At 71.6% G+C, this 26005-nt stretch carries 24 protein-coding genes; 17 read left to right on the forward strand and 7 right to left on the reverse strand.

From position 1 onward, the window contains the following. The first annotated feature begins 24 nt into the window (after positions 1-24). Both ACNYC2_RS28875 and ACNYC2_RS28880 read left to right on the forward strand, forming a co-directional pair. Positions 25-1266: a metallophosphoesterase family protein gene (locus tag ACNYC2_RS28875; protein ID WP_419705023.1), complete on the forward strand. Its 1242-nt coding sequence runs from the start codon at positions 25-27 to the stop codon at positions 1264-1266. Between the two features lie 99 nt (positions 1267-1365). Then, positions 1366-2085 (forward strand): MOSC domain-containing protein, encoded by a 720-nt coding sequence (locus ACNYC2_RS28880; protein ID WP_419705024.1) that lies wholly within the window; start codon positions 1366-1368, stop codon positions 2083-2085. Positions 2086-2115: 30 nt separating this feature from the next. On the opposite strand, the gene ACNYC2_RS28885 is transcribed toward ACNYC2_RS28880, so the two are convergent. After that, positions 2116-2610, reverse strand: a complete 495-nt coding sequence (locus ACNYC2_RS28885; RefSeq protein WP_419705025.1) for a DUF6194 family protein — start codon at positions 2608-2610, stop codon at positions 2116-2118. A gap of 42 nt (positions 2611-2652) precedes the next feature. Here ACNYC2_RS28885 and ACNYC2_RS28890 point away from each other — a divergent pair, with 42 nt between their 5' ends. Next, positions 2653-3480 carry a MerR family transcriptional regulator gene (locus tag ACNYC2_RS28890; RefSeq protein WP_419705026.1) on the forward strand — a complete coding sequence of 276 codons (828 nt, stop codon included), beginning with the start codon at positions 2653-2655 and terminating at the stop codon, positions 3478-3480. Here ACNYC2_RS28890 and ACNYC2_RS28895 read toward each other — a convergent pair. Together ACNYC2_RS28895 and ACNYC2_RS28900 are read right to left on the reverse strand one after the other, a co-directional pair. Further along, a complete protein-coding gene (locus ACNYC2_RS28895; protein WP_419705027.1) occupies positions 3467-3958 on the reverse strand; it encodes a PH domain-containing protein in 492 nt (163 codons plus the stop codon). The two genes, ACNYC2_RS28890 and ACNYC2_RS28895, sit on opposite strands and share 14 nt — an antisense overlap. Positions 3959-3973: 15 nt before the next feature. After that, entirely contained in the window at positions 3974-4657 is a 684-nt protein-coding gene (locus ACNYC2_RS28900; RefSeq protein ID WP_419705028.1) for a histidine phosphatase family protein, read from the reverse strand. A 183-nt stretch (positions 4658-4840) separates the two neighbouring features. On the opposite strand from ACNYC2_RS28900, the gene ACNYC2_RS28905 reads away from it, so the two are divergent. The 10 genes from ACNYC2_RS28905 to ACNYC2_RS28950 all read left to right on the forward strand — a co-directional run bounded on the left by ACNYC2_RS28905 (position 4841) and on the right by ACNYC2_RS28950 (position 16052). Further along, a complete protein-coding gene (locus tag ACNYC2_RS28905) occupies positions 4841-5881 on the forward strand; it encodes a helix-turn-helix domain-containing protein (protein WP_419705029.1) in 1041 nt (346 codons plus the stop codon). A gap of 64 nt (positions 5882-5945) precedes the next feature. Continuing rightward, complete coding sequence (locus ACNYC2_RS28910) at positions 5946-7775, forward strand: FAD-dependent oxidoreductase (RefSeq protein WP_419705030.1); 1830 nt, start codon at positions 5946-5948, stop codon at positions 7773-7775. Then, a complete protein-coding gene (locus ACNYC2_RS28915; protein WP_419705031.1) occupies positions 7768-8679 on the forward strand; it encodes a dioxygenase in 912 nt (303 codons plus the stop codon). Before ACNYC2_RS28910 ends, ACNYC2_RS28915 begins: the two co-directional genes overlap by 8 nt. A 124-nt stretch (positions 8680-8803) precedes the next feature. After that, entirely contained in the window at positions 8804-10114 is a 1311-nt protein-coding gene (locus tag ACNYC2_RS28920) for an ABC transporter substrate-binding protein (RefSeq protein WP_419705032.1), read from the forward strand. A 70-nt stretch (positions 10115-10184) separates the two neighbouring features. Next, entirely contained in the window at positions 10185-10970 is a 786-nt protein-coding gene (locus ACNYC2_RS28925) for an ABC transporter ATP-binding protein (protein ID WP_419705033.1), read from the forward strand. Next, positions 10967-11683 carry an ABC transporter ATP-binding protein gene (locus ACNYC2_RS28930; protein ID WP_419705034.1) on the forward strand — a complete coding sequence of 239 codons (717 nt, stop codon included), beginning with the start codon at positions 10967-10969 and terminating at the stop codon, positions 11681-11683. The genes ACNYC2_RS28925 and ACNYC2_RS28930 overlap by 4 nt, the downstream gene beginning before the upstream one ends. 117 nt (positions 11684-11800) lie before the next feature. Continuing rightward, on the forward strand, positions 11801-12700 hold the full coding sequence (locus ACNYC2_RS28935; protein WP_419705035.1) for a branched-chain amino acid ABC transporter permease: 900 nt from the start codon (positions 11801-11803) through the stop codon (positions 12698-12700). Next, positions 12697-13719 carry a branched-chain amino acid ABC transporter permease gene (locus ACNYC2_RS28940; RefSeq protein WP_419705036.1) on the forward strand — a complete coding sequence of 341 codons (1023 nt, stop codon included), beginning with the start codon at positions 12697-12699 and terminating at the stop codon, positions 13717-13719. The genes ACNYC2_RS28935 and ACNYC2_RS28940 overlap by 4 nt, the downstream gene beginning before the upstream one ends. 163 nt (positions 13720-13882) lie before the next feature. Beyond that, a complete protein-coding gene (locus tag ACNYC2_RS28945; RefSeq protein WP_165827337.1) occupies positions 13883-14020 on the forward strand; it encodes a hypothetical protein in 138 nt (45 codons plus the stop codon). Between the two features lie 502 nt (positions 14021-14522). Then, the gene (locus tag ACNYC2_RS28950; RefSeq protein ID WP_419705037.1) at positions 14523-16052 is read left to right on the forward strand and encodes a class-II fumarase/aspartase family protein; all 1530 of its coding nucleotides are present in this window, start codon (positions 14523-14525) and stop codon (positions 16050-16052) included. Positions 16053-16134: 82 nt separating this feature from the next. Here ACNYC2_RS28950 and ACNYC2_RS28955 read toward each other — a convergent pair whose 3' ends face one another. Further along, positions 16135-16746 (reverse strand): ribonuclease H family protein, encoded by a 612-nt coding sequence (locus ACNYC2_RS28955; protein WP_419705038.1) that lies wholly within the window; start codon positions 16744-16746, stop codon positions 16135-16137. A gap of 219 nt (positions 16747-16965) precedes the next feature. Between ACNYC2_RS28955 and ACNYC2_RS28960 the strand changes: the two genes are divergently transcribed. From ACNYC2_RS28960 to ACNYC2_RS28975, 4 genes are all read left to right on the forward strand, one after another. Further along, a complete protein-coding gene (locus ACNYC2_RS28960; protein ID WP_419707925.1) occupies positions 16966-18096 on the forward strand; it encodes a VIT1/CCC1 transporter family protein in 1131 nt (376 codons plus the stop codon). Positions 18097-18321: 225 nt separating this feature from the next. Continuing rightward, positions 18322-19740 carry a hypothetical protein gene (locus tag ACNYC2_RS28965; RefSeq protein WP_419705039.1) on the forward strand — a complete coding sequence of 473 codons (1419 nt, stop codon included), beginning with the start codon at positions 18322-18324 and terminating at the stop codon, positions 19738-19740. Positions 19741-19821: 81 nt separating this feature from the next. Further along, positions 19822-20931, forward strand: a complete 1110-nt coding sequence (locus tag ACNYC2_RS28970) for a hypothetical protein (protein ID WP_419705040.1) — start codon at positions 19822-19824, stop codon at positions 20929-20931. 273 nt (positions 20932-21204) lie between these two features. Next, complete coding sequence (locus ACNYC2_RS28975; RefSeq protein WP_419705041.1) at positions 21205-22512, forward strand: MFS transporter; 1308 nt, start codon at positions 21205-21207, stop codon at positions 22510-22512. Positions 22513-22601: 89 nt separating this feature from the next. Here ACNYC2_RS28975 and ACNYC2_RS28980 read toward each other — a convergent pair whose 3' ends face one another. The 3 genes from ACNYC2_RS28980 to ACNYC2_RS28990 form a co-directional block, all read right to left on the reverse strand. Continuing rightward, on the reverse strand, positions 22602-24056 hold the full coding sequence (locus ACNYC2_RS28980) for a flotillin family protein (protein WP_419705042.1): 1455 nt from the start codon (positions 24054-24056) through the stop codon (positions 22602-22604). A gap of 98 nt (positions 24057-24154) precedes the next feature. Beyond that, positions 24155-24616, reverse strand: coding sequence for an NfeD family protein (locus tag ACNYC2_RS28985; protein WP_419705043.1), 462 nt, complete (start codon positions 24614-24616; stop codon positions 24155-24157). 106 nt (positions 24617-24722) lie between these two features. Continuing rightward, positions 24723-25943 carry an MFS transporter gene (locus ACNYC2_RS28990; protein ID WP_419705044.1) on the reverse strand — a complete coding sequence of 407 codons (1221 nt, stop codon included), beginning with the start codon at positions 25941-25943 and terminating at the stop codon, positions 24723-24725. Positions 25944-26005 lie beyond the last annotated feature (62 nt).

The raw sequence follows: 26005 nt of genomic DNA on the forward strand, positions 1-26005 counted from the left end.
GCCCGGCCCCCGATCGTCGTCGGCATGAGCGAGAAGACTGCCGGCGACATGCCGAGCGAGATCAACCAGGCCGACGGCGGCACCGCGGAGAGCGGGACGTCCGCCGTCGACCGCCGGACGTTCCTGTCCCTGAGCAGCCTCGGCGCGGCCGGCGTCGCGACCGCCGCGACCGTCGCGGCGGCCGCGCCTGCCACGGCGACGGAGCTCGGCAGGCACCCCCAGCGCGGGCTGCGGTTCGGCCGGGACGGCAAGTTCAAGATCGTCCAGTTCAACGACACGCAGGACGACGAGAAGGTCGACCGCCGCACGCTGGAGCTGATGCGCGCCGTGCTCGACGACGAGCGGCCCGACCTCGTGATCCTCAACGGCGACAACATCACGGGCGGCTGCGACACCCCGCTCGAGATGCACCAGGCGATGAACAACGTGGTGCAGCCGATGGAGGAGCGCGCGGTGCCGTGGGCCATCACCTTCGGCAACCACGACGAGGACTCGACGCCGAAGAGCGGCCTCGACGAGACGGACATGCTGGCCTTCTACCGGTCCTACCGCTACAACGTGAACGGCCCGACGGCGCGCGGCGTCACCGGCCAGGGCAACTCGAACCTGCTGATCGACGGCACGAACGGGCGCCCGGCGTTCAACGTCTGGCTGCTCGACTCCGGGCGCTACGCCCCCGAGCTGCTGGCCGGCCAGGACTTCGAGGGCTACCCCCACTGGGACTGGCTGCGCATGGACCAGGTCAAGTGGTACTACGACACGTCGGTGCAGATCGAGCGCAAGGTCGGGCACGTCGTCCCGGCCCTGATGTTCATCCACATCCCGCTGTGGGAGTACCGGTTCATGTGGTTCGGCTCGGTCGACGGCCGCACCGACGCCGATCACGAGCGCGGCAAGGCCCGGCACCGGATCGAGGGCGAGCGGAACGAGGAGGAGTGCCCCGGGCCGTTCAACTCGGGCATGTTCTCGGCGATCCAGCAGCGCGGCGACGTGCGCGGCGTGTTCTGCGGTCACGACCACGTGAACACCTACTCGGGTGACTACTACGGCGTGCTGCTCGGCTACGCGGGGAACACCGGGTTCGGCACGTACGGCCTGTCGGGTCCGGAGCGCAACCGCCTGCGCGGCGCGCGCGTCTACGACCTCGACGAGTCGGCGGACGGCGTCCTGACCGGCACGCGCATGCGGTTCGCGGGCGAGTTCGGCATCGACCTCACGGCCAACGACCAGTGGATGGAGCCGCTTCCGCTGCCGAAGGGCAAGTGACGCAGGTCCCTCCCACGTGTCAGACGCTCAGGACACCCCGGTGACCTGAGCGTCTGACACGTGCGAAAAAGGGGTTTCGGGGGATGGGAGCATGTGCGCATGGTTGAGCTCCTCGCGGTCTGCCGCGTCCACGTCCTGCTCCCCGACGCCGGCACCGTGGGAGTAACGGCCATCGACAAGCGTCCGGTCGAGGGTCGCGTCAAGGTCCGGCCGTACGGCCTGTACGCGGACGTCCAGGCGGACCGCGCGAACCACGGCGGCCTCGACCAGGCCGTCTACGCGTACGCGCAGGAGGATGCCGACTTCTGGTCCGCCGAGCTGGGCCGCGACGTCACGCCCGGGCTGTTCGGCGAGAACCTGCGTGTGCGAGGGCTGGACGTGAGCCGTGCGGTGATCGGGGCACGCTGGCGGGTCGGCTCGTCGCTGCTCGAGGTGACGCACCCACGCGTGCCCTGTCAGACCTTCGGCCGCCGGCTGGGCGAGCAGCGCTGGGTGCGCCGGTTCACGCAGGCGAACCGAACGGGCGCCTACCTGCGCGTGATCGAGAACGGTGAGATCGGCGCGGGTGACACCGTCGACGTCGTGCACACGCCCGTGCACGGGGTGACCGTCGCGGACTGGTTCGCCGCGAGCTACGGCCTGGCCCGCCAGGAGGCCGGCGACGCCGTGGACCCCGCGGAGGAGCGGGGCGCACCCGACCCGGACGTGCTGGAGAAGCTGGCGCGGCGCCTCCTGGACGCGCACACCCTCGGCGAGATCCGGCTCAGCGCCGGGATGCTCCGCCGCACCACCCAGGCGACGACCATCCCGGTCGACTGACCCGAAGCCCCCGTTCTCGCTCTGTCCGGGTCAGCGTCGGCGGGCGTAGCGCGTGCGGGCCGCGTCGTGCGCCTCGCGGAGGAGGCGCAGGACCGTGTCGGCGGTCGCCGGCCCTGGGTTGACGACGGCGATCCAGCCGGCGGACCCGTAGACCGGGTGCGGCAGCACGACGTCGGGCGTGGCCGGGTCGGTCGCGGAAGCCTCGGCGCCGTCGAGCACGGCCCCGGCGTCGACCCGACCCGCGGTGAGCTCGCGGAACGCCGCCCGGTCGACATGGATGTTCACGCGCCAGCGCCCGTCCGCGTCGAGGTCCGATCCGGTGTCGTCCGGGTAGTTCTTGGTGACGACGGTGCCGTAGGGCTGGACGGTCCGCGGCATCTGGCCGTCGGGGGCGTAGTAGAAGAAGGCGTCGCCCCAGGCCAGCTCAGGGAAGTCGGCGTCCCCCGCGGCGGGCGCCACGACGAGCGAGCCGTCGAGGTCCCGCACGGCGCCGATGATCTGGTCGATACTCAGGTGGGTGCTCATGGTTCAAGCATCACCTTCAAGTGCTTGTGTGGGGTTTGCCGTATGACACGAGGAGACCGGTCACCGCTCCGGACCGCCGACGTCGCGCGGGAGTCCGGATACTCGGTGCAGCAGGTCCGGGACCTGGAACGGCTCGGCGTCATCCCGCCCGCCGTCAGGGCGCCGAACGGGTACCGGGCCTACACGGCTGCGCACGTCCGGGCGCTGCGTGCCTACCGCGGGCTCGCGAGCGCCGCCGGGCCCGTGGACGCGCGGCGCCTGCTCGCGACGACGTTCGCCGCTCCACGGGGCGATCCCGCGGAGCCGGGCACGCGCCTCGCCGATGCCGCCGCCGCGATCGGCGCCGTGCACGTCCGGCTCGCGCGCGAGCGGGACGAGGCGCTGCGCGCACGGGAGGCGCTCCGAGCCATCCAGGCGGAAGCGGTCGCGACCGTGGCACCGGACTGCGACCCCACGGACGCCGCGCCCGACCGGGCCGGCGACACCATGACGATCACCGAGCTCGCCGCCGCGCTCGGCGTGCGCACGTCGACGCTCCGGTTCTGGGAGCAGGAGGGGCTGGCGGTCCCCGACCGCGTGACGACCCTGCGCGCTCGCCAGTACAGCACGGGGGCGATCCAGGAGGCGCGGATCGTCGCGGCCCTCCGCAGCAGCGGGTACGGCATCCCGGCGGTGCGGGACGTCGTCGCGACCCTGCGCGAGGTCGACGGCGTCGCCGACGGAGCGGTCCAGGCGGAGCGGATCCTGGACCGGCGTCTCGACCAGATCGCCGCCCGCACGGTCGCGCTGCTCCGCGCGGGCGCCGACCTGGCCGCGGTCCTCGACGAGGTGTGGCAGCGGGAAGCGGGACGCCGGGTCAGTCGTCGCTGAGCTGCTTGCCCTGGCGCACCAGGTCCTGCAGGGCCCGCTGCACCTTCTCGACGTCGGGCACGTCGTCGAGCACCATGCCCGGCTGGTCGGTGCCGTCGGAGATCACGAGGGTGCCGCAGCCCCAGAACCGGTCGCTGAGCTGCTTCTCGAAGGTCACGTTGTTGATCCGGTAGAGCGGGATGTCCCGGCCGGTCTGCGTGAGGATGCCGGTGCGCAGCGCGACGCGCTGGTTGGTGATGATGTAGCGCGTGGTGCGCCAGCGCAGGAACGGTGCGGCGGCGGCGGCCAGGCCGAGCAGCACCAGAGCGAGCGTGGCGATCCCGAGCACCATGCCGTCCACCGGCAGCGGCACCACCCACAGCGCGACGAGGGCGACGATCAGCACCACGAGCAGCAGGATCGGCTTGATGACCTTCTTCGGGTGGGTCCGGAGCTGCATCACGATGGTCTCGCCTTCGGCGAGGTGCTCTTCCCTCATTCCGCGAATACTGCCCTACTGGGCTGCCAGGTTCCATCCTTCTACGGTGCGCAGGTTGTGCCCGTACCCCAGCAGGCAGACGGCGGCGGTCCCCAGCTCGAACCGGGCCCCGAGCCGCGGGTCGACGCCGAGCCAGACCGTGGCGAGCACCCGCAGCAGGTGCCCGTGCGCCACGAGCAGCACGTCACCGCCGCCGTCGTCGGTCCGGGCGGCGAGCGTCTCCTCCGCCTTCGCCACCACCCGTGCCGCCCGGGTCGCCACGTCTTCCAGCGTCTCCCCGGGCCGCCCTTCGCCGTGCTCGGCCGACGGCGGCAGCACGCGCACGCCGTCGTCGAAGATGAGGAACTCCCGCCCCAGCTCCACGGAGACGTCGTGCGAGGTGCGGCCGTCGACGGGGCCGTAGTCCCACTCGGCGAGGTCCTCGTCGACGACGGCGTCCGCGTGGCCCGCCAGCTCCGCCGTCCGCCGTGCCCGGAGCAGCGGCGAGGTGTACACGGACGCGAACTCGTAGTTCGCGAGGGCGCCCCCGGCGTACCGCGCCTGCTTCTCGCCGGCCGCGGTGAGCGGGATGTCGGTGCGCCCGGTGTGCTGTCCGCTCGCGCTCCACTCGGTCTCGCCGTGCCGCAGGAGCACGAGCTGCGGGTCGCGGGAGGGCTTCAGAGGCTGCGGCCGTGGCTCGGTGCGGGATGCGTCAGACATAGGTGGAGCATCCCGCGCCTGACGGCCGCCCGCACCCGCGGCTCGCCGGGGCGTTGCGACCTGCCCCCGTCGGCCGAGCTGGTCGAGACCGCCTCTGACCTGCCCGAACACGCCAGGCCAACACGCCGGGGGATCACCGGTAATCCTGGTGCGCCCGTACCCGCCGGACCTACTCTGAGCAGCGTGACCCGAGGCATACCGGCGTCGCACGTCGCCGTGGACCGCTTCTCCACCCGAGGCCTGCCCGCACCGCGGCGGATCGAGCTCTGGGAGAGGCACAACGCGCACGCCCTGGTGGCGCTGCGGGCCCGCATGCTCGACGAGTCGGCGCTCGAGGCCGCCGAGGCGAACCTCCAGCTGGACCGGCTGCACCTGGCGCACGTGGCGGCCAACCCGCACGCCGTCGAACGCACCGCACGGACCGTCCGCGCCCGGCCGACCGAGTCGGTGGCCCTGTACTTCACGCTCGCGGGCGAGGCGATCTTCACCGACGACGACGGCACCCGGACGCTGCGCCCCGGCCAGCTCCTCGTGTGCGACGCCGACCGGCCGTTCCTGCGTGGCTTCGCGCACGGGCTGGAGGAGCTGGCGGTCAAGGTGCCCTACGACGTGCTCCGGTCGGCGGGCGCCACCATGCCGCGCGCCGCCAGGGTGATCGACTTCCGCAACGGCGCCGGCTCGGGACGCAGGTCGGCACAGGCCTGGGGAAACGACACCTACGCGGCGGCCCTGGCCGCACTGGTCGCGCGCGCCCTGGGCTCCCAGGGGGACGGCTCGGCGAACGAGGAGGCGCTGCTCGAGCTGGTCGCCGCGGTGCTGACCGAGCCGGACACCGCCGACGCGCCGCCCGCGACCAGGACGCCGACGACGGGCGCCCACTTCGCCGCCGCCGAGCAGTACGTGCGGCAGTGGCTGCGTGACCCCACGCTGTCCGCGCGCCGCATCGCCGACGCGATAGGGCTCAGCGAACGGCAGCTCTCGCGGGTGTTCGCCGAGTGCGGCACGAGCGTGCCGCGGTTCGTCGCCCGACGCCGGGTGGAGCTGGCGGCCCGCATGCTGCGCATGCCGTCCTACGCGGAGCAGACGGTCGAGGCCATCGGACTGCGCTGCGGCTTCTCGTCGGCGGCGCAGTTCTCGCGCGTGTTCCGGGAGCAGTCGGGCATGTCGCCGTCGGAGGTCCGCCGGTACCCGGGGCCGGCCAACACCCTCCCCATCGGCTCTTGAGGATTTCCGCCGACTTTCGTGGTCATCCCTTTTCCCTGGTGGGAGGCCACGGCAGCCTGTGCGCATGCCTGAGTTCGACGACGGTCTGACCGAGACCGCACTGCCCAGCAGCCCCGCCGGCGCCACGCCCACCGACGTCGTCGTCGATACCGACGTGCTGGTCGTCGGCTCGGGGCCCGCGGGCGCCTCCGCCGCCCTGTTCCTGTCCAGCCTGGGGATCAGCAACATCATGATCACCAAGTACCGCTGGACGGCGAACACGCCCCGCGCGCACATCACGAACCAGCGGACCATGGAGATCTTCCGCGACCTCGGCATCGAGGACCAGGTCCTCGCCGACGCCACGCCCCACGAGCTGGTCGGCGACACGGTGTTCTGCACGACGATCGCGGGCGAGGAGATCGGCCGCATCCTCACCTGGGAGACGCACCCCGCGCGCGAGGCGGACGCGCGGCTCGCCTCGCCGTCGCTCACCGTGGACATCCCGCAGACCTACCTCGAGCCGATCCTGGTCAAGAACGCGACCCAGCGCGGCACGCAGTCGCGGTTCTCCACGGAGTACCTGAGCCACACGCAGGACGCCGACGGCGTCAGCACCCGGGTGCTCGACCGCGTCACCGGCACCGAGTACACGATCCGGTCGAGGTACCTGATCGGCGGCGACGGCGCCCGCTCCCAGGTGGCCGCCGACCTCGGCCTGCCCATGGAGGGCGCGATGGACATCGCGGGCTCCATGAACATCACGTTCAAGGCCGACCTCACGCACCTCGTGGGCCACCGCCCGTCGGTCCTGTACTGGGTGCTGCAGCCCGGGTCCGACGTCGGCGGCATCGGCGCGGGCCTGGTCCGCATGGTCCGGCCGTGGAACGAGTGGCTGATCGTCTGGGGCTACGACATCACGGGCGAGCCGCCGCAGCTCGACGACGCCGCGGCCGCCGACATCGTGCGCCAGCTCGTCGGCGTCGACGACCTGGACGTCGAGATCACCGGCTACTCGCTCTGGGGCAACAACCAGATGTACGCGACGCACCTGCAGCAGGGCCGCGTCTTCTGTGCGGGCGACGCCGTGCACCGGCACCCGCCGAGCAACGGCCTGGGCTCCAACACGTCGGTCCAGGACTCGTACAACCTGGCGTGGAAGATCGCCGCGGTGCTGAACGGCCAGGCGGCGCCGTCCCTGCTGGAGACCTACTCGACGGAGCGCGCGCCGGTCGCCGAGCAGATCGTGCTGCGCGCCAACAAGTCCGGCGGCGAGTTCCGGTTCATGGAGGTGCTGGGCGTCCTGGACGCCGAGACGCCCGAGGCGATGCAGGCCGCCATCGACGAGCGCAAGGCGAACACCCCGGCCGGCGCGGCCAAGCGTGCGGCGCTCGTGGAGGCGATGGACCTCAAGCACTACGAGTTCAACGCGCACGGCGTGGACATGGGGCAGTTCTACGAGTCGGCGGCGATCGTCCCCGACGGTTCTCCCCAGCCTGTGGACGAGCGCGACCCCGAGCTCTACTACAAGCAGTCCACGGTCCCGGGCGCGCGGTTCCCGCACGTGTGGGTGGCGGACCCGGACGGCCACAAGCGCTCCACGCACGACCTGGTCCCGTACGGGCGGTTCACGCTCGTGACCGGCATCGCGGGCGAGGCCTGGGCCGACGCCGCGGCGAAGGTCGCCGACGAGCTCGGCGTACCCCTCGGGGCCGTGGTCATCGGGCCGGGCCGCGAGGTCATCGACACCTACTACGACTGGGCGAAGATGCGCGGCGTCGAGGAGTCGGGCGCGATCCTGGTCCGTCCGGACTCGCACGTGGCGTGGCGCGCGCAGACTCTCGCCGACGATCCCGCCGGAGCCCTGGGCGACGCGCTCAAGGCGGTGCTCGGGCGGGGCGAGCGCGATGACTGAGCAGGCCGAGGAGCGGGCGGCCCGGGAGCGGGCGGCCCGGGAGCAGGCCGCTCGGGAGCAGGACCTCACCGACCGGGTGGCGGCGTCCTTCGAGGGCGCTGGCGACGAGCGGCTGAAGACCGTCCTGCAGTCCCTGACCCGGCACCTGCACGCGTTCCTGCGGGAGGTACGGCTCACCGAGGACGAGTGGAACAAGGGCATCGCGTTCCTGACGGCCGCCGGGCACGTCACCGACGACAAGCGGCAGGAGTTCATCCTGCTGTCCGACGTGCTGGGCGCCTCCATGCAGACCATCGCCATCAACAACGAGGCTTACGCGAACGCCACGGAGGCCACGGTGTTCGGCCCGTTCTTCGTGGACGACGCGCCGCGTATCGACAACGGCGGCGACATCGCCGGTGGCGCCACGGGGCAGCCCTGCTGGGTCGAGGGCACCGTCACCGACACGTCCGGCAGGCCGGTGCGAGGCGCCCGGATCGAGGTGTGGGAGGCCGACGAGGACGGGTTCTACGACGTCCAGTACGGCGACGAGCGCACCGCCGGCCGTGCGCACCTCTACTCGGACGACGACGGCGGCTACCGGTTCTGGGGCATCACGCCGACGCCGTACCCGATCCCGCACGACGGGCCGGTGGGCGCGCTCCTCGCGGCGTCGGGCCGGTCGCCCCTGCGCGCGGCGCACCTGCACTTCATGGTGACCGCGCCGGAGCTGCGCACCCTGGTGACCCACATCTTCGTGCGCGGCGACGAGCAGCTCGCCTCGGACTCCGTGTTCGGGGTCAAGGACTCGCTGGTCATGGACTTCGAGGAGCTGCCGGCCGGCACGCCGACGCCGGACGGCCGCGCGGTCGAGGGCACGTGGTCGCGCACCCGGTTCGACATGGTGCTCGCCCCACGCGAGTAACCCGCACGACCCGCACCACTCGCGCTACTTGCACCACCTGCACGTCGTGTCAGACCCACAGGTCACCCCGGTGACCCGTGCGTCTGACAACTACCGGCTCGACTACAGAGATGGAGTGACGACGATGGTTCGCAACGGACGGGTCCGGACGGTCAGGGCGACAGCGGCCTGGGCGTCGACGGCGGTGCTCGCGGGAACGCTCGCGGGCTGCGGCGGCGTCGGCGGCGGGACGATCGGCGGTGATGGCGAGGACGACGACGTGCTGAAGATCGGCTTCGTCTCGACCGAGACGGGTCCGTCGGCGCCGTTCGGCGAGGCCAACACCTACGTGATCCAGGCGATGGAGGAGTGGTTCGCGGACAACCCGGTCACCGTCGACGGGGCGGAGCACACCGTCGAGATCATCGTGAAGGACTCGCAGTCCAGCTCGGCGCGTGCGGGTGAGGTCGCCGCGGAGCTGATCAACACCGACGGCGTCGACCTGGTGCTCACCTCGTCCACGCCGGACATCACCAACCCCGTCTCGGAGCAGTGCGAGGCCAACTCGGTCCCGTGCATCTCGACCGTCGCACCCTGGCAGCCCTTCGCGATCCGCGAGGGCGACCAGCCGGCCGACCTCAGGTACAGCTATCACGCGTTCTGGGGTCTGGAGGACGTCTCGGCGGTCTACGCCGACATCTGGAGCCAGGTCGACACCAACTCCAAGGCGGCGGGCCTGTTCCCGAACGACCCGGACGGCCAGGCCTGGAGCGCCAACTTCCCCGCCCTCACCGCGGACACGGGAGTCACCATCGACGACCCGGGTCTGTACCCGAACGGCACCCAGGACTTCTCGGCGCAGCTCTCCGCGTTCAAGGGCCACGACATCCTCGTCGGCGTGCCGATCCCGCCGGACTTCACCACCTTCTGGCAGCAGGCCGGGCAGCAGGGCTACCAGCCGAAGGTCGCGACGATCGGCAAGGCGCTGCTCTTCCCCTCGGCGGTCGAGGCGCTGGGCAACGCGGGCGACGGCCTCACCTCCGAGGTGTGGTGGCACCCGACCGCGCCGTTCGCCTCCTCCCTGACCGGGCAGACGGCGCAGGAGCTGGCCGACCAGTACGAGGCCGACACGGGCAAGCAGTGGACGCAGCCGCTCGGCTTCGCGGAGGCCCTGTTCGAGATCACCGTCGCCGCCGTGGAGCAGGCCGGGTCCACCGAGCCCGACGCGATCACCGAGGCCCTGTCCACGCTCGAGGTCTCCACGGTGGTCGGCGACATCGCCTGGGGTGTCGACGACACGGTCCCGCCGTACGTCGCCAAGACGCCGCTGGTCGGCGGCCAGTGGCGGCTGGACGAGGGAGAGGACGAGGGCGAGCACCCCTACGAGCTCGTGGTGGTCTCCAACAAGCTGGCCCCGGAGATCCCGACGGGCGGCACGGTGGAGCCCCTCCAGTAACTCGCCCCGCGGCGTTGGTCGAGCCGCCCCTGTTGGTCGAGCCTGTCAAGACCCCGAAAGGACCGCACACGTGCCCCTCCTCGAGGTGTCGGCCGTCGCCAAGCGCTTCGGCCGCGTGGTCACCGCCCGCGACGTGTCCTTCGACGTCGCCGCGGGCGAGGCGCTCGGCCTCGTCGGCCCGAACGGGGCGGGCAAGACCACGCTCCTCGACGTCGTCGCGGGCACACAGCGGGCCGACGCCGGGGCGGTGGTCCTCGACGGCCACGACGTCACCCGGCTCGGCGCCGCCGCCCGCGCCGACCGGGGGATCGCCAGGTCGTACCAGGTGCCGCGGCCCTTCGGTGGCCTGACCGTGTACGAGAACGTGCTGGTCGGGGCGTCGTTCGCGGGGCGGCGGCACGCCAGGAGCGGGACGGCACGGGACCCGCACGCGCAGGCCTGGCACGCGCTCGAGGTGACGGATCTGACCGAGGCGGCCAACACGCCGTCGGGCAGCCTGCGCCTGCTGGACCGCAAGCGGCTGGAGGTCGCCCGGGCGCTCGCGACCGGTCCCCGCCTGCTCCTGCTCGACGAGATAGCCGGCGGCCTCACCGACCGCGAGCTGCCGCAGGTCGTGCGCCTCGTGCGCCGCCTGCGGGACGACGGCGTGGCGATCGTCTGGACAGAGCACGTCCTGCACGCGCTGCTCGACGTCGTGGACCGGCTGATGTGCCTGGCCGGAGGTGAGGTGATCGCGCAGGGCGACCCGCACGAGGTGATCCGCAGCCCCCAGGTGATCGAGGTCTACCTGGGCTCGACGGTCGACACGGCCGTGGACCAGGCTCCGAGCCCGGAGCCCACCGAGGGGACCGCATGAACATCCTGGAGGCGACCGGCCTGGAGGTCCGGTACGGCGACCTGCTCGCGGTGGACGGCGTGTCCCTGACTCTGGCCGAGGGGGAGACCCTCGCGGTGCTCGGCGCCAACGGCGCCGGAAAGTCCACGCTGCTGGCGGCGCTCGCGGGGACCCACCCGCCGACGTCGGGCAGCGTGCTGCTCGACGGTGAGCCGGTCACCCGGCTGCCCGCCCACCGGCGTGTCCGGCGCGGGATCGCGCTGGTCCCGGAGGGGCGGCGCGTCTTCGGTTCGCTCACCGTCGAGGAGAACCTGCTCATGGGCCGCTACCCGAAGCGACCCGGACCGTGGGACCTGCGCGCCGTGTACGACATGTTCCCGCTGGTGGCCGAGATGCGGGACCGACGGGGCGGCGTGCTGTCCGGCGGCCAGCAGCAGGCGGTGGCGATCGGCAGGGCACTGCTGGCGAACCCGCGAGTCCTGCTGCTCGACGAGGTCTCCCTCGGGCTCGCGCCCACCGTCGTGACCCAGCTCTACGACGCCGTCCGGCGGATCACCGCGGCGGGCACCACCGTCCTCGTCGTCGAGCAGGACCTGGATCAGGCGCTGCGCGTGGCCGACCGGGTCCAGTGCCTCCTCGGCGGCCGGACCGTCCTGGAGGCTCCGGCCGCAGGCCTGCACCGCGAGACCGTGGCGGACGCCTACTTCGGCATCACCCACCCCTCGCCGAGGTAGAACCACAGCGAAGTAGAACCAGGGCGAAGTAGAACCAGGGCGAAGTAGAACCAGGGCGAAGTAGAACCAGGGCGCGACAACCGCACCGAGGCAGGACCGAGCGAAACCGGAGGCCTGATGGACTGGATCAACGCAGGCGTGCAGGGTGTGCTGCTCGGCGGGCAGTACGCCCTGCTGGCCTGCGGCCTGTCGCTGATCTTCGGCGTGATGCGCATCGTCAACCTGGCGCACGGCGTGCTCGCGGTGCTCGCCGCGTACCTCTCGCTGGTCCTGGTGCAGCAGGGGCTGCCGCTGTGGCTCGCGGTCGTCGTGGTGGTCCCGGTGTTCGCCGCGCTCGGCTATGCGGTACAGCGTGGCCTGTTCAACCCGGCGCTCGCGCAGGTCGGCAGGGACGCCGCGGGCGGGGCGCGCGGGGCCGGCGAGCTCGCGCCGCTGCTCGTGTCGTTCGGCGTCGCCGTAGCGCTCACCAACCTGCTCCAGGAGGTGTTCAGCGCCGACACCCGCAAGATTCCTACCGGCGATCTCGCCTCGGCGGGACTGCCCGTCGGCGGTCTCTCGGTGGGTGTCCTGCCGCTGATCACCCTGGCCGCCGCGGTCACGGTCATCGTCGCGGTCCAGCTCTTCCTGGCCCGCACCGGCACCGGCCGCGCCATGCGCGCGGTCGCCGACGACGCCGGGGCCGCCGCCATGTCGGGCGTCGACCCGAACCACATGTATGCCGTGGCGACCGCCCTCGCCTTCGCCACGCTGGCGCTCGCGGGCGTGTTCGTGGGCATGAGCACCCAGTTCTCGCCGGGTTACGGAGACCTCGTGCTGCTGTTCGCGTTCGAGGCGGTGATCATCGGCGGCCTCGGTTCGTTGTGGGGCACCCTCGCGGGCGGCATGGTCCTGGGCCTGGCCCAGACGATCGGCGCGCAGCTCGACCCGCAGTCCGGGGTGCTCGCCGGGCACCTGGTCTTCCTCGCCGTCCTGGTGGTCCGGCCGGGCGGCCTGATGCCGAGGAGCGTGCAGGCATGAGCAGCCCCGAGGTCACCCGAGGCGGTCGTGGATCCCTGGTCGGCGGCGGCGTCCTGCTCCTCGTCGTCGTGCTGCTCGCCGCCGTCGTGCCCTACGTGGTGACCCTCGGCGCGCTGTCGAGCCTCGTGATGCTCTTCGCTCTGGTGATACTCGGTACCACCTGGAACCTGCTCGCCGGCTACGGCGGCATGGTGAGCGTCGGCCAGCAGGCCTACGTCGGAGTGGGCGGCTACGCCCTGATCCAGCTCGCCGACGCCGTCGGCGCGCCGCCGTGGCTGGCTGTGCCGGCCGCGGGCCTGATCGGCGCCGCGCTCGCCCTGCCGACGAGCTACCTGGTGTTCCGTCTGGCGGGCGGTTACTTCGCGATCGGCACGTGGGTCGTGGCGGAGGTGTTCCGCCTCGTCACCATGCGGATCGACGGCCTGGGCGGCGGCGCTGGGCTGTCCTTGACCGCGTTCCGCGGCACCGACCGGGTGGAGCGCGTGGCGTTCGTCTACTGGTTCGCGCTGGGGCTCATGGTCGCCGTCGTGCTCGGGACGTATCTGCTGATGCGCTCTCGCGTGGGACTGGGGCTCACCGCGATCCGTGACGACCGCGTGGCGGCGAGCAGCCTCGGGGTGGCCGTGGACCGCGGACGCCGCCTCGTGTACGTCGCGGGCTCGGCCGGGGCAGCGCTCGCGGGAGCCCTGATCGCGCTGAGCACCCTCGGGGTCACGCCGGGGTCGATCTACTCCGTGAGCTGGACCGCCGCGATGATCTTCATCGTGGTGGTCGGGGGCATCGGGACGATCGAGGGGCCACTCGTCGGGGCCGTCCTCTACTGGGCGTTGCAGCAGGTCCTCGCGCCGCTCGGCACCTGGTACCTGGTGGTGCTCGGCGCCGTGGCGGTGGCTGTGGTCCTCCTGGCGCCCCGCGGCCTCTGGGGTCTGTTCGCCGGCAGCTACCAGCTCTTCCCGACCACCCACCGCATCCACCGCGTCGCTGCGGGCGCGGCTGCTGGGCCGAAAACAGGCAGGTAGCCGCAACGATCGCGCCCGCACATAAGTTGCGACGGCGTGGTGAGGGCGATGTCACAGCTTCTTCGGTCGACGCCGCGACTCGGTATCAACGAAACTGGTAGACCCGCACACCAGCGGAGAACCACGTGCACCGTAGCTTGTACGCCTGCACCGGAGGAGGACCATGACGGACGCCGACGACGCTCAGTACCACTCCATCGCCAACCCTCGCCGGATCACGCTCCTGCATCGGAGCGTCAGCGACACATATGGGTCGCAACGCGAGGACCGCGAAGCCCCCGACGAAGCCGCTGCGAGCTGACCACAGCGCGCACGCGCCGAACACCTGGTGCTCGACAGAGAGCCCGGCCGCACGCCCCCTTCTGGCGGGTGCGACCGGGCTCTCCGCGTCTGCGCCGTCCACCATGCGAGACAAAGGCCATCGCCGCCAAAGTTCACCCGCTGCGCCCGCATCGGCGCTCGGACCTGGCGGTCTGGGCGGCTGCGGCGGGAACCAATCCTGTGACGGACCTCACTGACGTTACATTCCTGAAACAATTCCGGTAGCCTGGACAAGCATCTTCTTCCACAATTCGGTACAGCAGGTCGATGCGACACGCAGGTGGGTACAGCGAGTTCGGCACGGCAAGTCATGCGGGCAAGGTCCCGCGGCGGTCGGTACGACGTGGATCAGGAACTCGCCGCCGGTGCAGCCCCACGAGGGGCAGGCCGGCCAGAGCACGTCCAGATACGTACGGCGACAAAACTGAGTGGGGAAACCAGGGATGAACGACGAATCGATTCGACACTTTACTGACGGACGCGTGCCCGACGCCGGGATCGCGCACCTCTTCAGCGTCGAGAACCGATTCCAGGCGCGGCTCGACGTCGAAGCCGCACTCGCACTGGCCGAGGCCGAGGTAGGCCTCATCCCCGAGCCCGCCGGTGAGGCGATCGCGCAGGCCGCGCAGATCGAGAAGCTGGACCTCGTCCGCGTGGCCGCCGACACGATGTCGGCGAGCCACCCCCTGATGCCGCTCATCGAGGAGTTCGCCCGTGTGGTCGGACGGGAGCACGGCGGCTGGGTGCACTGGGGCGCCACCACGCAGAACATCACGCAGACGGCTGACGTGCTGGTGCTGCGCGACGCGCACCGGGCGCTCAAGGACCTGCTGGCCAAGGTCCTGCGGGGGATGTCGAAGCAGGCGGACGCCAGTGCCGCGGTGCCGATGGCGGGCCGCACACACAGCCAGCACGCCGTCCCGATCACCTTCGGCTTCAAGGTGGCGGTCTGGATCGACGAGCTCACCGCTCACACCGACCGCCTGGAGCGTCTCGAGGACCGGCTCTTCCGCGTCCTCATGGGTGGCGCCGTCGGCACGTTTGCGTCGTTCGGCCCCGCCGGGCGCGAGGTCGAGCGCCGGGTCGCCAACCACCTCGGCCTGGGCACCATGCCCGTCCCGTCGCGGGCGATCAACGACGGCATCGTCGAGCTCGTTCTCGTGCTCGGCCAGGTGGCCGGGACCGCGGGCAAGATCGGCAAGGACATCTACTCGATGATGCAGCCGGAGTTCGGCGAGGCGTTCGAGCCCATCCCCGACGGCACCGTCGGCAGCTCGACCATGCCGCACAAGCGCAACCCGCAGCTCGCCCTCGACCTCCTGTCGATGAGCGCCCAGCTCCGCGCGCTCGCGGCACCGGCGCTCGAGTCGATGCAGCACGACCACGAGGCGAACGGTGGCATGACCGACCTCCTGGAGGAGACGGTCAAGCGGGCCACTGTTCTCGGCGGCGACATCCTGACCCGGCTCGACGTCATCCTGGACGGCCTGGAGCTGGACGAGCAGCGCATGCGCGCCAACCTCGCTCTGAGCGAGGGCCTCATCGGTTCCGAGTCGCTCATGATGGAGCTGGGCGAGCGCATCGGCCGGCAGAAGGCGCACGAGGTCGTGTACGAGGTCGCGCAGGAGTCGGCGTGCGGCGACGCGCAGTTCCTCGACCTGCTCGTGCGGAACGCGACGGTCAGCGCCTACTTCGACAGGGACGAGATCCGGCGCCTGATCGACCCGCGTGCGTACCTGGGCGAGAGCGTCGCCATCGCGCACGAGATGGCGCAGCACGCGCGTGCCGTCGCCGACCGGCTCGAGTTCAGCGCCCGGACGGCCAAGCCCGTCCCGTACTTCCTGCGCGAGACGACCACGAAGGACGACGGCGACGCCGACCCGGTCGCCACGGACGCCGGCATCCACGACGCCGGCATCCACCTCGACGCGGACTCGGGCATCGACCAGGACTCCGACCGGATGGCCCGTGTCGCTCGGACCCCTGAGGACCTCCTGCTCGTCGGCCTCTGATCGGCTGACGCCCCGGACATGTCAGACCCCCAGGTCACGTAGGTGACCTGGGGGTCTGACACGTCTCTCGGTCGACCCTGCCTCAGTCGAACAGGGTCTCCGCCACCCATGTCCGCCCGGCGCTCGTCCCGACCGGCGCCGGCGGCGCTACCCGGACAGGAGCCTCCTGCGGCTCGGCGGTGAAGCCGGCGCCGCGCAGCTCGGCGTCGGGAATCATCCCGGCGTCGGGTACGAGCATCTCGCCGACGCCGCCCCGCCCAGCGTCCCACTCCTCGGCGGCGAAGCCGGCGAGCTGGTCGACGCGGTCGTTGTACGGGTTGCCCACGTGTCCCCGTACCCAGTGGAACCGGACCGGACCCGTGCGTTCCGTGACGGCGCGGTCGATGCCCTGCACCAGGTCGAGGTTCGGGACCGGGTCGCCGGACGGGGAGCGCCAGTCGTTGCGCTTCCATCCCTCGGACCACTCGGACACTGATCGGATGGCGTACTGCGAGCCGGACTCCACGAGCAAGGGCTCGTCACCGGGGTGCGCCTCGATGGCTCGTAGCAGGGCTGACAGCGCTGCGACCTGGTCGTTTCCCCGGGCAGCGCCGCCCGAGTCGAACTGACCGCCCGCGTGGTTGATCCACGCCCATCCGATCGCGCCGCCGGGTGCGGCCGACCCGTGCGTGCTGACGATGATCACGGCGTCCATTGTGCCTCCTTCTGCCCGAGAATCCGTACGGCAGGCCGGGGAACGGCACGTTCGGGCGTGGCCGGGCACAGAGTTCGGCGGAGCGAAAATTGCGCACTGGAGCCACGAAACCCGCGCCCCGTGATCCGTAGGCATGATGACGTAGTGCCTCATCTACCGCCCGACCCGGCCCGGCGCCCGTCCGCCGGCACTCCGACGCCCGCCGAGCGGGCGCAGGAGCTGCACCCGTCCCGCCGTCGGACCCGCGCCGACATCCGGCGGTGGCGCCGGCTGCTCGCGGACGAACGAGCCGAGGCAGCGGTCTATCGCGACCTCGCCGGGCGGCGCACCGGCGAGGAGCGCGAGATCCTGCTCGCGCTCGCGCGCGCCGAGAAGAGGCACGAGTCGCACTGGCTCGACCTCCTGGGCCCCGACGTCGGCGCGCCCGTACGCGGCGACCTGCGCACGCGCGCGCTGGGGTTCCTCGCGCGCCGCTTCGGCGGCGTCTTCGTGCTGGCGCTCGCGCAGCGCGCCGAGGCCAGGTCGTCGTACGCGCACGACGCCGACGCCACGGTGACCATGGCCGCAGACGAGCAGATCCACGAGGAAGTGGTGCGCGCGCTGGCCACCAGGGGCCGGAACCGGCTCTCGGGCACGTTCCGTGCCGCGGTGTTCGGTGCGAACGACGGGCTCGTGTCGAACCTTGCGCTGGTGCTCGGCATCGGCGCGTCCGGGGTGGCGACGAGCACCGTGCTGCTGTCCGGGCTCGCCGGCCTCCTCGCGGGTGCGCTCTCGATGGGCGCGGGGGAGTTCGTGTCGGTTCGCTCGCAGCGCGAGCTGCTCGAGGCGTCGTCGCCGTCGGCCGCGACCGACGCCGCACTGCCGCACCTGGACGTCGACGCGAACGAGCTGGCGCTCGTGTACCGCGCCCGGGGGATGAACATCGAGGACGCGACGGCGCACGCCGACGCGGTGCTCGCCAGGCTCGCCGTCACACCCACGGAGCATCAGGGGCCGCTCCTGCGGGTGCACGAGGCGCCGGCCGAGGAGCGTCCGGCGGACTCCGCGGCCGAGGTGGACGATCTCGAGACGCACGGGACCGCGTGGGGTGCGGCGCTCTCGTCCTTCTGCTTCTTCGCGTCGGGCGCGGTCGTTCCGGTGCTGCCCTATCTGCTCGGCCTCGACGGCCTCGCGGCAGTGGTCGTCGCCACGGTTCTTGTCGGGCTCGCGCTGCTGGTGACGGGCGCCGTCGTCGGGCTGCTGTCGGGTACCTCGCCGCTCACCCGGGCGCTGCGCCAGATCGCCATCGGTCTCGGAGCGGCGGGTGTCACCTACGTGCTCGGCCTCGTCTTCGGGGCCACGGTGGGGTGATTCGAGAGTTCACCCACAGGGCCCCTCCAGCGTGTTCCAATAGTGTGGATAAGCACGGGAAGGGCGAGATGGCGCGCCTCTCCTGACATGTCGCAGTTCCTAAGCACAAAACTCGCGATCCGCAAACCGCAGGTCTGCAGTTGCCGATATCTGGAACCCCCACCAGATTGAATGTGTATGCATCTCTGACAGCGGCCCGCCAAGGGCCGGAGAGCCGGGAGACCGATGTCGAAGGACGCGCTGACCAGCACGGGGGATCACCTCCGTCGTGCTGTCGCGCGCGCCGTCGGAACCATGGCCCTCGGTGCCGCGGGCCTCGCGCTCGGCGTCACTCTCGCGGCCCCGTCGAGCGCCGCTGAACGCGGCGCGCTCGACGGCGTCCTCAGCGACACGGTCGAGGCGACGACGCAGACCGTCACGCGGACCACCGACCTGCTCGGCCTGACCAGGACCTCGGACGGCCAGGCCACGGCGGACAGCTCTTCGGCGGCGACGGAGCCGCCCGCGCCGGAACCGACGGCGCCCGCGCCCGACCCGGCAGCCGAGCCCGCGCCGCACGAGGCGCCCGCCGTCGAGACACAGCCCGCTGCCCCGGCGCCGGCGCCCGAACCTGCGGAGACGGTGGCCGAGCCGGTCACCGGGACCGTCCAGGGCACGGTCGAGAAGGTCACCGGTGGCGTGCTGGAGCCGCTGACCGAGCCCGTCCGCGACGCGGTGACGAAGCCGGTGGGCGATGCGGTCACGCAGGTCACCAAGCAGCCGGTCGCGCAGGTGACCGAGATCGTCGAGCAGGTCTCCGACCCGATCCTCGACCCGGTCCTCAAGCCGGTCACCGAGCAGGTCGGCGAGGTCGTCAAGCCGGTGACCGAGTCGCTCGCTCCCGTCACCGGCGGCCTGCTGACGCCCGTCGTCGACCTGGTCTCCCCGGTGACCGACGTCGTGGGCGGCGTGACCACTCCGATCGTGGGGGCGCTCGAGCCCGTCACCGCCCCCGTCACTGATCTTCTCGACCCGGTCCTGACGCCGGTCGTCGAGGTAGTCGCTCCGATCGTCGAGCCGGTGGCTCCGATCCTCGAACCCCTGACTCCGATCGTCGAGCCGCTGGCTCCGATCGTCGAGCCGATCGTTCCGGTGCCCGGTGTCCTGGTGCCGGAGTCTCCCGTCGTCCAGCCCTCGCGGCCGGACGGTCCAAGCACGGTGGTCCCGGCGGAGCAGGCCGAGGGCACCGAGTCGACGTACCCGGGGTCGCTGCAGGCTCCCGGTGACGTCGCAGTCGTGGTCTGGACCTCCGCGGGGGTCCGGCACGCGATGCTCGACCTGATGCAGGTGAGCGCCCCCGTGGGCGCCGCCGCATCGGCCGTGGCGCTGAGCGCCGTGACGGAGGACGTCGTCCGCTCGGGCGGCCCCGGCCTTCTCGGCGTGGAGCTCCCGTTCGGTGCCGGCGGCGTCGGCAACGCGGTGGCCGCGAGTGCCGCAGGCCTCCTCGGCGGCGGTGCACCCCAGCTCAAGGTGCCGGGTGGCGAGCTCCTCGCGGTGCTCTCCGCCCTGCTGGTCTTCCGGGCCCGCTCCTGGCGCGTCGCGACCGACGAGGCGCGCGCGAAGCTTTCGAGCAGCTACACGGATATCCCTGTCTCTCCTGCCTGACCTGGCTGGGCCGCGCCTTCACGTGCGGCATAGCCCGACGGTGCATCTGCCGTCGGCTCCACGCCAGGCTAGGAGAGACCCATGGACAAAAACTTCCGACGCGTGCTCTACACGGCACTTGTTGCGGGCGGCCTCATGGTCGTCGGCGCTTCCTCCGCGCACGCCGCCGAGGAAGGTCTGTTGGATCCAGTCACTCAGGGAGTTGTCGACCCGGTAGAGGAAGAGTCCGCCGCGCGCGGCGACCTCGACGCGGTCGAGAGCGCCCCGGCAAGTACGGGAGCCGATGTAGCGGAGACCGCTGCCGCCACTGATGACAAGGGCCTGGTGGGCGACCTCGTCGGCCGCGAGGGCATCGTCGGATCGCTCATGGAGGCCGACGTCGCCGGAGTTGTCGACGGGACGCTGGGCGAGGACGGCCTGGTCGACGACTTGCTGACGGGTGGCGTTGACGAGCCTGGGACCGAGGAGCCTGGAACTGAGGAGCCCGGTACGGAGGAGCCTGGAACTGAGGAGCCCGGTACGGAGGAGCCTGGAACTGAGGAGCCCGGTACGGAAGAGCCGGGAACTGAGGAGCCCGGTACGGAGGAGCCTGGGACCGAGGAGCCGGGTACGGAAGAGCCGGGTACGGAAGAGCCGGGAACCGAACAGCCTGGAACCGAACAGCCGGGAACCGACCGCCCCGGTACGGGCGGCTCCGGTACGGGTCGACCGGGTAGCGGCGGTGGCGACGAGGGTGGTCCGCGCACCGAGCGTCCCAGCACCGGATGGTCCGGGACCGACGGTCCCGACGTCCACACACCGGCAGCCGGAAACGGCCAGATGACCGGCAGCGTCACGCTCGGGGGCGAGTACGGCACCAACGTCGGTGCCAGCTCGACGTCCGGCGCGGACGAGGACGACGACTCCGCCGAGTCGGACACGGGCCGGGACCACTCCGGCGACGGTGTCGACATCGGCTGGGGCGACGAGTCCGGCCCTGCCCCGACGACCTACGAGGGAACCTACCTCTCCGGGGGCCTGGGCGAGGACCTGGACATCACCACTGAGCCCGAGGCGGAGGTGGAGGCGGCACCAGTCATGGTGCCTGACGACACCCTTCCTGAGCCGGGCCACATGATCACGGGGCAGCTCTCGCTGATCTCGCTCCTTCTGGGGCTGGGGATCGCGGCGCTCCGAACGCGTCGCCGATGAGGCGTGGCTAGACCACGCTTCGCCGGTTGACAACGATCCGGGCGCGGTCAGCGTTCATGAGCCATCACGGTGACTCATGACCGAGGGCCGATCAACACCCGGGTCGGCAGGTTCGTAGGGTCGGGGCGCCGCTGGGGGGCGCCCCGGCCCGCGGACCAGGACAGTACAGAGCGGGAGCTCAGGACATCGGGGGGTGTCTTGAGCGCCCGCTCTGTCGTCTGCCCGACGTCGTCTGCACGGCGCCGTCCAGGCGAGGCTTAGGATCGGAGCACCATGCGCCACCTGCTCGCCGACACCACACCGTTGAAGGTGTCGGCCGACTACCGGCGGCTCTGGTTCGGGCTCTCGGTCTCGAACATCGGCACGCAGGTGACCATCGTCGCGGTGGGCCTGCAGATCTACGCCCTGACCGGATCGACGCTCGCCGTCGGCCTGCTGGGCCTGTTCTCGCTCGTGCCGCTCGTGGTGCTCGGTCTGTACGGCGGAGCACTCGTGGACCACTACGACCGGCGCAAGGTCTCACTCCTGTCGTCGCTGGTGCTGTGGGTGGTCGTCGCAGGCATCGCCGCGCAGGCGTGGTTCGAGATGGAGTCGGTGCACCTGCTGTACGGGCTGGTCGCGGTGCAGAGCGCGGCCTTCGCCATCAACAACCCGGCGCGGTCGGCCATCATCCCGCGGCTGCTCCCCAAGGAGCTCATGCCGGCGGCCAACGCGCTGATGACCCTCTCCTGGAACGTCGCCCTGACCGGCGGGCCGCTGATCGGCGCGCTGCTGGTCTCCCAGCTCGGCTACGCCTGGGCGTACACGCTCGACATGGTGCTGTTCCTCGCGGCGCTGTGGGCCGTGTTCCGGCTGCCGCCCGTGCCGCCCGAGGGCACGGAGCCCGCCGGCACGCTGAGCGGCAGGGGGCGGACGGGCGTCGTCGGGCTGCGCTCGGTGCTCGACGGCCTGCGCTACCTCGCGACCCAGCCCAACGTGCGCACGACCTTCCTCGTCGACATCTGTGCGATGGTCCTCTCGTTCCCGCGGGTCCTGTGGCCTGCTGCCGGCGTGATCTACCTCGGCGGTGGCGAGACGACCACCGGCCTGCTCGCCGCGGCCTTCGCCGCCGGCGGCATCCTTGCGGGTGTGTTCTCCGGCGGGCTGACACGCATCCGCAAGCAGGGGCAGGTGATCATCTGGGCCATCACCGCGTGGGCCGTGTCGATCGCCGCCTTCGGGCTGGTCCTCGTGCTCGTGGGGCGGGGCTCACCGGACGGGCCGATCGTCTGGGCGGTCGTCGCGGCAGGGGTCGCGCTGGCGCTCGCCGGCGGGTCCGACAGCGTCTCGTCGGTGTTCCGGCAGAGCATCCTGCAGACCGCGACGCCCGACCACATGCGCGGGCGGCTGCAGGGTGTGTTCATCGTGGTTGTGGCCGGCGGACCGCGCCTCGGCGAGATGGTCCTCGGCGCCGAGGCGACGTGGTTCGGCGAGGGCTGGGCGGCCGTCGCAGGCGGCCTGACGTGCCTGGCGCTCCTCTGGCTGATCGTCCGCCTGACCCCACGCTTCTGGCGCTACGACGCCCGCCACCCAGAACCCTGACCCACCACACGCGCTGAGTGCTGGATATTTGTGGGATCGAACGCTTCGATACCACAAATACCCAGCACTCAGCGCGGTAGTTCGGTGGGTCAGCTCTTCTCGGCGGGGGTGCCGTTGGCGGGGGCCGCCGCCAGGTTCGAGATGAGCTGGTGGATGTCCACACCCGTCAGCTGCTTGATGACACCCTGGCCCTCACCGAGCACCGACGCGACGTTCTTCGTGATCGCGGAGGCACCATCCGTGGAGATGACGGTCATGCCCTGGATCGACGAGATCGGCTCGGCGGCGGCGCGGACGATGTCGGGCAGACGCTCGATGAGCTCCTGCACCAGCGCGGCCTCACCGTACTTGCGCAGCGCCTCGGCCTTGGCGTCGATGGCGGTGGCCTCGGCGAGACCCTGTGCCTCGATGGCGATGGCGCGCGCCCGGCCCTCGGCCTCGACACCGGCGGCCAGTGCGACCTGCTTGTCACGCTCGGCCTCACCGGCGCGGCGCACCGACTCGGCGGACGCCTCGGCGTCCTGCAGCGCTGCCGTCTTGTTCGCCTCGGCGATGGTGGTGCGCTTGAACGCCTCGGCCTCAGTGGCCGCGTTGTTGGCGTCACGGCGAGCGTTGGCGCCCTGGACCTCCGCGTAGGCCTGGGCCTCGGCGGGCTTGCGGACCTCGATGTCGAGCCGCTCCTGCTCCACGCGGGCCTTCTCGGCCATGGCCTCGCGCTCCTGCTGGGCCACGAGCCGGTCCTGCTCGGCGCGGGCGAGCTGGCCGGCGGCGTCGGCCTCCGCGTTGGCCCGGTCCGTCTCGGCCTTGATGGTGGCCTTCTTGAGGTCGAGGGCCTTCTTACGGACGGCGATCTGCTCGGCCGCCTCGATCGCGGCGAACTCCGCGGCGCGGTTGGCCTCCGCCTCGGACACCTCGGCGAGCTGACGGGCGTTGGCGGCCTCGGCCCGACCGAGGTTCGCCAGGTAGTCCGATCCCGGAGTCGAGATGTCGGAGATGTTCAGCAGGTCGACCTGGAGACCCTGCTCGGAGAGATCGGTCTTGGTGGACTGCACCACGCGGTCCGACAGGCCCTTGCGGTCCGAGATGATCTGCTCGATCGTCATGTCGCCGACGATCGACCGCAGGGAGCCCTCGAGCGACTCCTTGATGATCTCGGTCAGGAGGTGCTGCTGGGACAGGAAGCGCTGGGCCGCGCGCCGGACGCCCTCCTCGTCACCGCGCACCTTGAAGTTGATCGACGCCTTGATGGCGATCTTGATGCGGTTCTTGTCGACACCCTCGACGGTGATGCCGATCTGGCGCTGCTCCAGGGAGATCGCGAAACCCTGCTGCAGCACCGGCCACACGAACGCCCGCCCGCCGACGACGACGCGCTGGCTCGCCATCTGCGCCTCGGACTTCCCCGCGCCGCGGCCCACGATGATCAACGCCTCGTTCGGCGGCACGCGCCGGATACGGCTCGCGATGAACGCGAGCACGAGGAAGATCGCGAGCACACCTACCACTACGCCGATGATGCCCACCAGCTGACCGGTCATTTCCATGTTGCTCCAGGGGTGCGTCGGCCGGGCCCGCGGGCGGTCCCGGCCGGATATGTGGTTGTGCGGGGTTAAGACGGCGGACGGCGGATGCGGGGTGCGGCTCAGCGCACCGGCTCGACCTTGACGCGCGCACCGTGCTGCTCGACGACGACGATCCGCGTGCCCTGCTCGATGGGCTCGTCCGAGAACGCGAGCCGGGTCTCGAGCTCGGTGGCGGCGTCGAGGGAGACCTCGCCGTGGCCGCGGTCGACGCCGGACGTGACGGAGCCCTGCGCGCCAACGAGGGAGACGGGGGTGCCGTCGTCGCCGGCCTTGAGGCGCTTGAGCAGCACGTTGACGAGGACGATCACCAGGAGGCCGACCACGAGCCCGGCCGGGTAGGCCACCCAGGGCTCGAGCCCGGACGACAGCACGACCATGCCGGTGGCGCCGAACAGCATCCCGCCGGCACCCAGCGAGGTGCCCGAGAGGGCGCCGTCGACCAGGTCGATGAAGTCGCCGAGCACGAGCGAGGCGACCGCCAGCGCGAGCCCGAGAAGACCGATGATGATGAAGACGAGCATCCCGGGTCCGTTCGTGAAGATCTGGAAAAGTCGGATGCAACGTATCAGGGGGACCCTCGCGACCGGGCGCCGAACGGGGTGAAGTACCGCCGCTCGTCGTCCCTCGTTATCTCGCTGCCGACTGCCGCCGGAGAGTCCGGCTCGCGGCGAGGGCCAGGAGCGTCGCGAACCAGCCGGCGCCGACGGTGACGAGGAAGCCCGCGGCCGCCCCCGCGTCGTCCACGCGCGCTCCGGCGATCGAAGCGCCCAGCGAGGTGCCGATGCCGATCGAGGTGCCCACCCAGGTCAGGGCTTCGGTGAGCTGGTGCCTACCGACCATGTCCTGCACCAGCCCGTTGCCGGTGATGATGGTCGGCGCGATGGCGAGGCCGGCCACGAACATCGCGGCGGCCAGCGTCCACAGCGAGTGCGCGAGGAGGACCAGGGACACGCCCAGGCCGAGCGCGGCCATGCCGATCACGAACCGGCGTGCCGCTGAGCTGGTGAAGTGCCGGGCGCCGTAGGCGAGCCCGGCGACCAGCGAACCAAGGGCGAAGACCGCCAGCACGACCCCGGACAGGCCCTTGCTGCCCAGCTCCTCGGCGAACGCCACGGTGGTGACCTCCACGGAGCCGAAGATGACGCCCATGGCCACGAAGATCAGCACCATCACGGGCATGCCGGGGATCAGGACGACCGGGCGGTGCCGGGCCTCGGCATCGGGCACCACGACCGGTGGCTCGGTCGCGCGCTGGACCAGGAACAGCAGGCCGCCCACCAGTGCCGCCACCCCGGCGAGCACCAGGGCCGACGGCGCCGCGACCGCCGTCGCGAGCGTCGTGGCGAGCACCGGGCCCACTATGTAGACCAGCTCGTCGATCGAGGACTCCAGCGAGTACGCGGTGTGCAGACGGCGCGGGTCGTCGAGCGCATGGTTCCAGCGCGCCCGGACCATCGAGCCGTACGAACCCTGGCTGCCGCCGGCGAGCGCGGCGAACGACCACAGCACCCACTCGGGCGCGCCGAGCACGGCGGCCGTGATGAGGCCGCCCAGGCCGATCACCGACACGCCGAGCGCGGGCAGCAGGACCGTCCGCTGACCGCGCCGGTCGACCCAGCGCGCGAGCTGCGGGGCGAGGAACGCCTGCGCCAGCCCCAGGACCGCCGCGACCCGGCCCGCCATGGCGTAGCTGTCGTACAGACCCTGCACCATCAGGACGGCGCCGATCCCGACCATCGACATCGGCAGGCGAGCGAGCGCTCCGGCCGCGGAGAACCGGAGCGTTCCGGGCGTGCGGAGCACTGCTGCGTAGGGATTGGAGCGGGGTGAGGCAGCGGTCTGTGGCACGGATCGAGTGTCCCATCGACCACTGACACTGGTCCGGCTGTTTCTGGTGGGCGGCCGGTTTC

This window comes from Promicromonospora sp. NFX87 (assembly GCF_048564965.1).
In the GTDB taxonomy this organism is placed as follows: domain Bacteria; phylum Actinomycetota; class Actinomycetes; order Actinomycetales; family Cellulomonadaceae; genus Promicromonospora.